Source organism: Shewanella sp. M-Br (assembly GCF_036245925.1).
GTDB lineage: Bacteria > Pseudomonadota > Gammaproteobacteria > Enterobacterales > Shewanellaceae > Shewanella > Shewanella oncorhynchi.
On sequence record NZ_BJBV01000034.1, the window covers coordinates 1 to 10,627 of the forward strand.

Here is a 10,627-nt window from a genome sequence, read left to right on the forward strand (position 1 = left end):
GTTGACCACACACTGAGTTTTCAGCGGGTCAGGGCTGCGTATTCTACGCATTCCCGTTAGTGCGTCAAGTAGTTTTTTAAACTTTCTCAACACTCATCGTTTAGCTTGCTAACCGATGAACTGCTTGGCTTTCTTTGCTTAACTTGCGTTTCGCTGTCTGCCGTGTCAGTGGATGCGCATTATAGGGAGATTGAGAAAGTCCGCAAGGGCTTTTTTGAGAAAAATGGATCTTTTTTTAATACTTTCAGTTAGTCACACAATACCCCCACTTTATCCTCAGACTTATCCACAAAATGAGTTTTAACGGTTAAATTTGCTACAGCGATGGCTTTGCTTTAATGGCTATCGATAAGAATGAAATGATGTTCAATGGGGAATAACGACGATTAGCTATATAAAGAAGAGTAAGAATGTAATCCGGATGACATGGGAGTAAATGTGAGGCTTAATTCTTAATTAATGGAAGAAATAAAAAGGCAACTTAGATAAGTTGCCTTTAGTGTACTTTTTATTCTACTTATTCAGTAGGCTTAATCTATCAGCAGATTAACTTAACTTGCCGTGGCATTGTTTGTACTTACGGCCAGAGCCACAAGGACAAGGATCGTTGCGACCCACTTTGTCACCATCACGGATCATCGGTGCTTGCGCAGTGACAGCTTCATGCTCATCACCACCGCCAACAAGCGACTCTGCCGCTGCGTGTTGATAGTCGCGCTGGATCTTGGCATCTTCTTCACGACGACGCGCTTCCATTTCTTCCACATCTGACTGAGCTTGCACTTGTACTTTCGACAGCACACTGATGACGTCATGTTTCAAAGTGTTCAGCAGTTGTTGGAATAACTCAAACGACTCACGCTTATATTCTTGCTTTGGATTCTTCTGTGCGTAACCACGTAAGTGGATACCTTGACGCAGATGGTCCATCGCCGCTAAGTGTTCTTTCCACAGACCATCGAGCGTTTGCAGCATAACGGCTTTCTCGAACTGGCGTAGCACTTGCGCGCCAACCATTTCTTCTTTTGCCTTATACGCATCGCCCCAAGCAGTAATAATACGCTCACGTAGACTCTCTTCATGCAGATCGTCTTCTTTATCTAACCATTCTTGGATAGGTAATTTGAGCATAAATTCTTGGTGTAGACTTTGCTCTAAACCTGGGATATCCCACAGCTCTTCTACTGATTGCGGTGGAATATACTGATCGATTACCGCGCCAATCACATCGTCTTGGATGTTTTGAATAGTATCTTCAATACTTTCCGCATCCATCAACTCGTTGCGCTGGGCGTAAACCACTTGGCGTTGATCGTTAGCGACGTCATCAAATTCGAGTAATTGCTTACGGATATCGAAGTTACGGGCTTCAACTTTACGTTGAGCGTTTTCGATTGCGCGAGACACCCATGGATGCTCGATCGCTTCGCCTTCTTCCATTCCCAGCTTTTTCATCATGCCAGAGACACGATCCGAGGCGAAGATACGCATTAAGCTATCTTCCATCGATAGATAGAAGCGTGATGAACCCGCGTCACCTTGACGACCCGCACGACCACGTAACTGGTTATCGATACGGCGTGATTCGTGACGTTCTGTACCTAGGATATGTAAACCACCCGCAGCAACGACTTCATCATGACGAATTTGCCAATCGGCTTTGATCTTAGCTTTTTGCTCTGCTGTTGGATTATCGAGTTCATCGATTTCCATGTTCCAGTTGCCGCCAAGCACGATATCGGTACCACGACCTGCCATGTTCGTCGCAATAGTCACAGAGCCAGTACGGCCAGCTTGCGCGACGATTTCAGCTTCTCGTTCGTGGAATTTAGCATTTAAAACTTCGTGCGGGATCTTTTCCTGCACCATTAAGCGCGCTAACAGTTCAGACTGTTCGATTGATACTGTACCCACCAATACTGGCTGACCACGTTCACGGCAATCTTTAATGTCTTTAATGATCGCTTGATATTTTTCATCGGCGGTCAAATAAACTAAATCCGCCATATCCTTACGCACCATTGGACGGTTAGTCGGCACAACGACTGTGTCTAATCCATAGATGTGTTGGAATTCAAACGCTTCAGTGTCAGCTGTACCTGTCATACCTGCCAGCTTCTCGTATTGACGGAAGTAGTTCTGGAAAGTGATCGAAGCCAATGTTTGGTTTTCGTTTTGAATGTGTACACCTTCTTTGGCTTCGACAGCTTGATGTAAGCCTTCTGACCAACGACGACCTGGCATAGTACGACCCGTGTGTTCATCGACTATGATGACTTCGTTGTCTTGTACTATGTAATCCACATCACGCTCAAACAGCGTGTGCGCACGAAGCGCCGCGTTGACGTGGTGTAATAGGGAAATATTTGCAGCAGAATAGAGTGAATCGCCTTCAGCTAACATGCCGCGCTCGATCAGCAGATTTTCTACTTTCTCTTGGCCACGCTCGGTGAAATGCACTTGTTTGGCTTTTTCATCGATGCTGTAGTCGCCCTCACCCACAAACTCTTCCGTATCTTCTTTATCTTGACGGATAAGATTAGGGATCAAAGTGTTGATCTTGATGTATAGCTCAGAGCTATCTTCGGCGGCGCCAGAAATGATCAGCGGCGTACGCGCCTCGTCGATTAAGATTGAATCCACTTCATCGATTAGGGCGTAGTGCAACGGACGTTGGACCCGTTCTTGCGGTGAAAACGCCATGTTATCGCGCAGATAATCGAAACCAAACTCGTTGTTGGTCCCGTAAGTGATATCGGCGTTATAGGCCGATTTCTTCTCATGTTGGCCAATACCTGCGACGTTGATTCCTACGGTTAAACCAAGGAACTCAAACAGTGGGCGGTTATTCTCAGCATCACGACGTGCCAAGTAATCGTTCACTGTAATCACGTGGACGCCTTTGCCTGTCAATGCGTTTAAGTAAGCGGGTAAGGTTGCCGTTAAGGTTTTACCTTCACCCGTACGCATTTCAGCAATACGGTTGCTGTCGAGTACCATACCGCCGAGTAACTGTACGTCGAAATGACGCATATCAAATACACGCTTAGACGCTTCACGCACTGTAGCAAAGGCTTCAGCCATGATGCTATCTAATGCAGCTCCAGCAGCTAAACGCTCACGAAACTCTGCGGTTTTCGCCTTTAATGCTTCATCGGTTAATTTTTCATAATCAGCTTCTAATGCGTTAATGCTAATAACGATCTTTTGAAGCCCTTTAAGGGTGCGGTCGTTGCGACTACCAAATACTTTTGTCAGTAATTTACCAAACATCTGAATCACTTATTCTCTGTAGGCCAAGTCCATGATGGAAACTAGAAGCCAATGTTTCAATTAACTTGCTTTGCGGTAGACAAACTTTTGTGGATCTATCTGCTGTCCGCCGCGCAACACTTCATAATGCACATGAGCCCCAGTTGAGCGCCCAGTGCTTCCCATACTGGCGATAGCATCGCCTTTTGCGACCACATCACCTACAGTCACTGACAAAGCTTTATTATGGCCATAACGCGTATGCAAACCGTTACCATGGTCGATTTCAACCAATTCGCCATAACCGAACATATTTCCAGCAAAAGTCACCACGCCTGCAGCAGTCGCAACAACTTTAGCTCCTTCTCGACCGGTAAAATCAATCCCCTTATGCACAGACCTGCGACCGTTGAAAGGGTCATTACGTAATCCGTAGGGCGACGATAACCAACCTTTATCGAGCGGGATACCTGATATATAACGTTCATCATCTATATGGTGGTTAGATGACACTGTTTCAAGTAGTGAAAGCTGAACATTATTATTGTCAATTCGTGATGCCAACTTATCCATATCGTCGATAAGCTGTCCGAGCTCGATGTTAGTGCCTAGTTCGCTCAAACCACCCACACCAACCTCGGATGAAAAATCAAAATCTTCATCCAACTTATTCTGCTGGGCGACCTGTTGACCTAAAGCTTCGAGACGGGTGATCTTGGCTTGCATACGTGCAACATGAGTCACAAGCATAGCCAGTTGAGACTCAGTAGCACTTTTAAGCTCTAAGACTTGTTTCTTTTGTTGTTCGCGCACGAGACGATCGTTATCGACACTGGCTTGCTGATCTTGAAATCGAGCGGAGTTGTGTTGATAAATACCGGACCCAGTGGCCAACAATAGTATTGGAAGTAGCAACCAGCGTTTACTGGGCTGCCAGCGAGTGACGCCATTCCGACCTTGAATAAATACTGTTACACTCATAGCCTAATTCAGCCATCTTATTATCATATGAAAAAGCCCCCTCAAGATCTCAGCAAATTACTGCATCAATCGGGAAAATTACCCGACCTTGCTGAGAAAGCGGAACTACTTATGTATCTGGATCAGCATGTGAAGCAGATTATTGCAGGTCCTGTTGCGGAGCAACTAAAAGTCGCTAATTTCCGCCAGGGTGTTCTTGTGGTTGAAACCACTTCGGCAGCTTGGGCTGCGCGAATTAATTTCCAAAAGCCGAAGCTATTAACCCAGCTTCAAGCAGAAACGCTCCCAATCCTTACCGCAATTGAGGTTAAAGTCAACCCGAGATTAGCAATGTATGACGCAAAGCCTAAACAGGGACATAAAGAATTAAGCCCAGCAGCAGCGGAGCACATTGCAGCATTAGCGGAAAATATTGGCGGTTCACTGGGTGAAAAACTAAAACGGCTGGCCTCATTGGCCAGCCGTAATAAATAATCTTACCGCTTTTTAAGCAAATACAGCGCCACCTGGTACGGTAAAGCTGACGGGGACATCGGCTTCTTTTTCGAAGCTGACCAACTCCCACGCATCTTGTTGCGCCAGTAAAGCACGCACCAATTGGTTGTTCAACGCATGACCGGTTTTATACGCAGTGAACTCACCTAAAATAGCGTGCCCAGCCACATATAAATCACCAAACGCATCTAGAATTTTGTGCTTAACAAATTCGTCCTCATAACGCAGGCCGTCGGGATTAAGGACGCGATATTCATCAAGTACAACAGCGTTTTCCATGCTGCCGCCCAACGCTAGGTTGTTGGCTCGCAAATATTCGATATCACGCATAAACCCAAAAGTACGGGCGCGGCTGATATCTTTCACGAAAGCAGAAGTTGAAAAGTCCATCACCACATGCTGTTGGCTACGAGCGATTTCTGGGTGCGCAAAATCAATTTTAAAATTGACTCTAAAACCTTTAAACGGTTTTAACTCGGCCCATTTATCGCCATCTTCAACGCGCACAGGGCGCTTAATCTTTAAGTACTTCTTAGGGGCGGCCTGCTCTTTAATACCCGCAGACTGCAACAAGAAGACGAATGGGCTTGCACTGCCATCCATAATAGGAATTTCAGGCGCGTCCACTTCGATTACAGCGTTATCTATGCCTAAACCCGCAAGAGCTGCAAATAAATGCTCAATGGTCGAGATACGAATACCTTCGTCATTGACAAGTGCCGTACACATAGTGGTTTCACGAACTTGCTCCGCCTTCGCTGGAATGGCGACGGCAGGACTCAAATCGGTGCGCACGAGTACGATCCCTGAATTAACGGGCGCGGGCATAATGCTCAAAGTGACCTTGTTGCCAGAATGCAATCCGACACCAGTTGTTTTCACCATTTTCTGAACAGTTCGTTGAAATATCATTCAGTTACCCGTTTATGTGCCAATTATAAAGCCTAATATTTGTACACTCAGCGTCGGTAAATCGAGCCGCACTGGTCCAACATAATAACATAACTTTATTATGTCACACAAATGCAGCTATGTTGTGGTATTGCCCAAAACGAACAACACCTCACATATTACGCTGGACTCAAACGCTCTCGCTAGTCGGCTTGCTTACGCAAAAATGCTGGAATATCAAGATAATCCAATTCATGCTTTGTCGATGGTGCAGGCGTAGGAGCTGGCTGCGGAGCCGCTGGCAACACGTTGCCTTTTGGCGCTGCATAGTTCACATGTGCAGCTTCTTCGACATAGGCTTCGACTTTTGGTTCAACAACTACAGGCTCTGGACGAGGTGCAGGTTTAGAAACCAATTGGATATCAGGACGCTTTTCAGCACCGATACCAGTAGCAACAACCGTTACACGCAGCTCATCACTCATTTCAGGGTCGATGACAGCGCCAACAACCACAGTCGCGTTGTCAGAGGCATAAGCCTTAACATGATTACCGACAGTTTCGAATTCTTCGATACTCATATCCATACCCGCAGTAATGTTAACTAACACACCACGCGCACCGGCTAAGTCGATGTCTTCTAATAATGGGCTGGCAACAGCAGCTTCGGCCGCTTCTTCAGCACGGTCTTCACCGCGAGCGACGCCTGTACCCATCATGGCATTACCCATTTCAGACATCACAGTCTTCACGTCGGCGAAGTCGACGTTAATTAGACCAGGACGAGTGATAAGCTCGGCAATACCTTGTACCGCGCCAAGTAACACATTATTCGCTGCGGCGAACGCATCGAGTAAAGAAGTACCACGGCCCAATACTTTTAATAATTTTTCGTTCGGGATCGTGATTAACGAATCCACGTGCTTAGCCAGCTCAGCAATACCTTGCTCAGCGTAAGCCATACGTTTTTTCCCTTCGAATGGGAAAGGCTTAGTCACAACCGCAACGGTCAGAATACCTTCTTCACGTGCGATTTGAGCCACAACAGGTGCAGCACCTGTACCTGTACCACCGCCCATACCGGCAGCGATAAAGATCATGTCAGAACCTTTGATTGCCGCGCGAATGTTTTCGCGGTCTTCTTCAGCTGCAGCACGACCCACATCTGGGTTTGCCCCTGCTCCAAGACCTTTAGTGACATCGCGTCCTAATTGAATTGTTGAGCCAGCGCCTGATTTTCTCAGGGCCTGAGCGTCTGTATTGGTAACGATAAACTCAACACCTTCAATGTTGTGTTTGACCATATGTTCGACAGCGTTACCGCCGCCGCCGCCAACGCCGATGACTTTAATCACCGCGTCGTCTGAGTGAGTATCCATGATCTCAAACATTGTCTGATCTCCGTGTTGCCTGCGTTATGAAAATTAAAATTCGCCCTTAAACCAGCTTTGGACCCGATTCCAAGCGCTAGTTACCCCTTGGCGCTCAGGACGTTCGAACTGACGTTCGATCACCCGTCGTGCGCCGTAATGAAGCAGTCCGACTCCAGTGGAGTAAATAGACTGGTCCACGTATTCATATAAACCTTTGATCGGTAGCGGTGACGCTACGCGAACTGGCATGCCAAAAGTCGCTTCCGCAATATCGACCACACCTTGAATCGACGCTGTGCCACCTGTGAGCACAATACCTGCGGCGATTTGATCTTCTAACCCACTGTCTTTCAACTCTTTAAGCACAAGCTCAAACAGCTCTTGGTATCTTGGTTCTACTACTTCGGCGAGCGTGTGACGTGACATGCTCCGCGATGGACGACCACCTACCGATGGCACTTCAATACTGTCTTCGCGGCTCACCATAGAACTGCGAGCACAGGCGAACTGTACTTTAATTTGTTCAGCATGTGACGATGGCGTGCGGAAAATCTTCGCAATGTCGTTCGTCACTTGGTTACCTGCAACCGGTACAACCGCACAATGACGCAAGGCGCCATTGGTATATACCGCGATATCCGTAGTGCCACCGCCGATATCGACGATACATACACCTAAATCTTTCTCATCGAAGGTCAACACAGCATCGGCTGAAGCAATCCCAGAGAACACTAAGTCGTCAACCTTAAGGCCACAACGCTCAACGCTCTTAGTAATATTCTTCGCCATATCATTGGCGCAGGTCACTATGTGTACCTTGGCCTCCATACGCATACCGGACATACCGATTGGGCTGCGAATACCGTCTTGAACGTCGATTGCATATTCCTGCGGCAGCACGTGTAAAATGCGACGTTCGGTCGGGATCTTCACCGAGCGAGCCGTATGGATCACGTTATCAACATCTTCCTGTGTCACTTCTTCATCGTTGATCGATACCATGCCGTTTTCATTTTGGCAGGCGATGTGTTTACCCGAAATACTCAAGTAAACCGATGACACTTGGCAATCCGCCATTAATTCCGCTTGATCGAGCGCACGTTGCACACTGCGAACTATCGAATCTAAATCGTTCACGCCACCTTTATCCATGCCCCTTGAGGGATGGTTACCAAGGCCGACTATGCTGATTTCACCATCGGGCAGAACTTCGCCTATGATCACTGCGACCTTAGAGGTTCCTATGTCCAATCCGACGATAAGGTTTCTATCTTGGTTTTTGATCATTAATTATCGGCTCTCTTGTTTGTGCATCGCCCCAGCCTACGGCCAACCCTGTGTCGTAGCGCAAATCTACTCTGGCAACGGATTTCTCTTGTTTCGCCAAAACCGGATAAACAGTAATAAATCGTTGTATCCGTGCAATTTTATCTTCTCGACCCAAATCTAAAACGATACCGTTTCCAAGGGTCGCGTGCCACGCATGTCGTGGCGTTAAATTCAAACTGGCTAAGGTAAAGCCATTAATCTTTAGTAGGGAGTTGATCTGTGCATAGACAGTCAACACCTCAAGGCCCATATCATTTGGTCCAGATAACTGCGGTAAATGCTCAAGCTCTGGGTGCGATGGCGCTTCGAATACTTCTCCATGCACGTTCAACCACAAGTCACCATTCCAATGAGCTGCGGGTTGTTGCTCTTGCAAATACACCCTGAGTTTCGCTGGCCACTCACGCCTTACCGATGCGCGATACACCCAAGGTAAAGCTTCTAACGCCTGCTGCACTAAGGTAATGTCAGCACTAAAAAAACTGCGCTGCATTAAATGCTGTAGTGCTACTTGTATATCTTTATCTGTGGTGTAAACCCGCTCACCTTTGATGGCAACGGCCTCAATCGGCAAGTTGCTGGCATCATTCAAAAATTTATGTAACTGATAGCCACCAAATACAAAACTGGCTACGATGAAGAATAAAAAGCCAGCCCCGCTCCATTGATACCAATTAAACCGTGACATTCTTGCCCGCCAGTGCCGCCTCTTATCACTCCAAGACACGCTTCATCCCACCTTTAACGACACCCATTAAAAACCACAGAAAACCGGCCATTATATAGACCAAAATCCTTTGGTCAAAATTTCCTTTTTCTCGCAGATCAAGCGCTAAAGATCAGCTTGCTTGCGCAGGTAATTCCACCACAGCAAACCCTAATCCAGACGACGCTAACTGTCGTGACAGGGCGCCAATATTACCCGCACCTTGGGTGAGTAATAAATCCCCGTCCTGCAATACATCGGGCAACACTTCTGCAAGCAGATCTGGGCTTGCGATAAAGATCGGATCTAGCTGACCACGCAAGCGAATTGAACGACATAATGCGCGACCATCCGCACCTGTGATCGGCGCTTCACCCGCACTATAAATATCGAGTAACAATAAGCAATCCACTTGTGATAACACTTCCACAAAATCCTCATACAAATCACGGGTACGAGTGTATCTGTGCGGCTGATACGCCATGACCAAACGTCTATCAGGCCATCCTGCGCGCGCAGCTTTAATGGTCGCCGCAACTTCGCTGGGATGATGACCATAATCATCCACTAACATGACTTCGCCCTTCGGCGTGGCGAATTTGCCTAAATGCTGGAAACGACGCCCTATACCTTGGAACTCCACTAGAGCCTGAGTAATAGCGTTATCGTCGATTTCATCTTCAGTCGCCACCGCAATGGCAGCTAACGCATTGAGCACATTATGTTGACCCGGTAAATTCAACACCAGATCGAGATCTTCTTTAGCTTTACGTCTGACAGTAAAACGGCACTGATGACCTTGCTGGCTAAAATTAAGTGCTTGCACGTCCGCATCATCACTGAAACCATAGGTCACGTGTTTACGGCCAATACGCGGCAGAATCTCACGCACGACGGCATCATCAATGCACACCACAGCGACACCGTAGAACGGCAAGTTGTGTAGAAAATCCACAAAAGTCGATTTCAGTTTTTCAAAATCACCGCCATAAGTATCCATATGATCGGCTTCGATGTTGGTCACCACACTGACCATAGGCTGCAAATGCAAAAAGCTCGCATCACTCTCATCGGCTTCGGCAATCAAATAACGGCTGGTGCCTAATCTGGCATTGGTACCGGCACTGTTGAGCAAGCCACCAATCACAAAGGTTGGGTCCCGCCCAGCTTGGCCATAAACGCTGGCGATAAGGCTCGTTGTCGTGGTTTTACCATGGGTGCCCGCAATCGCGACACCATGTCGATAACGCATCAACTCGGCTAACATCTCAGCACGACGCACAATAGGAATACGTAATTCTTTAGCGGCAAGGATTTCTGGATTTTCCAGATTAATCGCGGTTGATATGACGACCACATCCACTTGCTGCACGTTTTCAGCGGCATGACCAATTTGGATCTTGGCTCCGAGTAAACACAATCTGTCAGTCACGGCATTTTGCGCAATATCCGAACCACTCACCTGATAGCCTTCGTTCACTAACACTTCGGCGATCCCGCCCATGCCCGCGCCGCCAATGCCGACGAAGTGAATACGCTTAATACGGCGCATTTCTGGGATCATGCTTCTCAGTTGTGCGTATCTTTCTGTCTTAGTCAT

Annotated in this window: 8 protein-coding genes; 1 reads left to right on the plus strand and 7 read right to left on the minus strand. The window is 47.2% G+C overall.

What is annotated here, in order from left to right:
• Window positions 1-546 precede the first annotated feature (546 nt).
• Window positions 547-3,273 carry a preprotein translocase subunit SecA gene (secA, locus tag AAA952_RS21015; RefSeq protein ID WP_338259418.1) on the minus strand — a complete coding sequence of 909 codons (2,727 nt, stop codon included), beginning with the start codon at window positions 3,271-3,273 and terminating at the stop codon, window positions 547-549.
• Between the two features lie 60 nt (window positions 3,274-3,333).
• Window positions 3,334-4,233: a M23 family metallopeptidase gene (locus tag AAA952_RS21020; RefSeq protein WP_105251201.1), complete on the minus strand. Its 900-nt coding sequence runs from the start codon at window positions 4,231-4,233 to the stop codon at window positions 3,334-3,336.
• A 27-nt stretch (window positions 4,234-4,260) separates the two neighbouring features.
• Here AAA952_RS21020 and AAA952_RS21025 point away from each other — a divergent pair, with 27 nt between their 5' ends.
• Window positions 4,261-4,707, plus strand: coding sequence for a DUF721 domain-containing protein (locus AAA952_RS21025; RefSeq protein ID WP_338259384.1), 447 nt, complete (start codon window positions 4,261-4,263; stop codon window positions 4,705-4,707).
• 12 nt (window positions 4,708-4,719) lie between these two features.
• Here the strand turns inward: AAA952_RS21025 and lpxC are convergent, their stop codons facing one another.
• The 5 genes from lpxC to murC all read right to left on the minus strand — a co-directional run bounded on the left by lpxC (window position 4,720) and on the right by murC (window position 10,627).
• A complete protein-coding gene (gene lpxC, locus AAA952_RS21030) occupies window positions 4,720-5,640 on the minus strand; it encodes a UDP-3-O-acyl-N-acetylglucosamine deacetylase (protein ID WP_011845621.1) in 921 nt (306 codons plus the stop codon).
• Between the two features lie 182 nt (window positions 5,641-5,822).
• Window positions 5,823-7,010 (minus strand): cell division protein FtsZ, encoded by a 1,188-nt coding sequence (gene ftsZ / locus AAA952_RS21035; protein ID WP_106648312.1) that lies wholly within the window; start codon window positions 7,008-7,010, stop codon window positions 5,823-5,825.
• Window positions 7,011-7,043: 33 nt separating this feature from the next.
• Window positions 7,044-8,279: a cell division protein FtsA gene (ftsA, locus tag AAA952_RS21040; RefSeq protein WP_006079897.1), complete on the minus strand. Its 1,236-nt coding sequence runs from the start codon at window positions 8,277-8,279 to the stop codon at window positions 7,044-7,046.
• Window positions 8,260-9,009, minus strand: a complete 750-nt coding sequence (locus AAA952_RS21045) for a cell division protein FtsQ/DivIB (RefSeq protein WP_168826587.1) — start codon at window positions 9,007-9,009, stop codon at window positions 8,260-8,262. Before AAA952_RS21045 ends, ftsA begins: the two co-directional genes overlap by 20 nt.
• Before the next feature lie 151 nt (window positions 9,010-9,160).
• Window positions 9,161-10,627: a UDP-N-acetylmuramate--L-alanine ligase gene (murC, locus tag AAA952_RS21050; protein ID WP_105251197.1), complete on the minus strand. Its 1,467-nt coding sequence runs from the start codon at window positions 10,625-10,627 to the stop codon at window positions 9,161-9,163.

Coding starts and splice junctions, on each gene's coding strand:
- AAA952_RS21025 (WP_338259384.1), top strand. CDS start 4,261: ATGAAAAAGCCCCCTCAAGATCTCAGCAAATTACTGCATCAATCGGGA.
- AAA952_RS21020 (WP_105251201.1), bottom strand. CDS start 4,233: ATGAGTGTAACAGTATTTATTCAAGGTCGGAATGGCGTCACTCGCTGG.
- murC (WP_105251197.1), bottom strand. CDS start 10,627: ATGACTAAGACAGAAAGATACGCACAACTGAGAAGCATGATCCCAGAA.
- AAA952_RS21045 (WP_168826587.1), bottom strand. CDS start 9,009: ATGTCACGGTTTAATTGGTATCAATGGAGCGGGGCTGGCTTTTTATTC.
- secA (WP_338259418.1), bottom strand. CDS start 3,273: ATGTTTGGTAAATTACTGACAAAAGTATTTGGTAGTCGCAACGACCGC.
- ftsZ (WP_106648312.1), bottom strand. CDS start 7,010: ATGTTTGAGATCATGGATACTCACTCAGACGACGCGGTGATTAAAGTC.
- lpxC (WP_011845621.1), bottom strand. CDS start 5,640: ATGATATTTCAACGAACTGTTCAGAAAATGGTGAAAACAACTGGTGTC.
- ftsA (WP_006079897.1), bottom strand. CDS start 8,279: ATGATCAAAAACCAAGATAGAAACCTTATCGTCGGATTGGACATAGGA.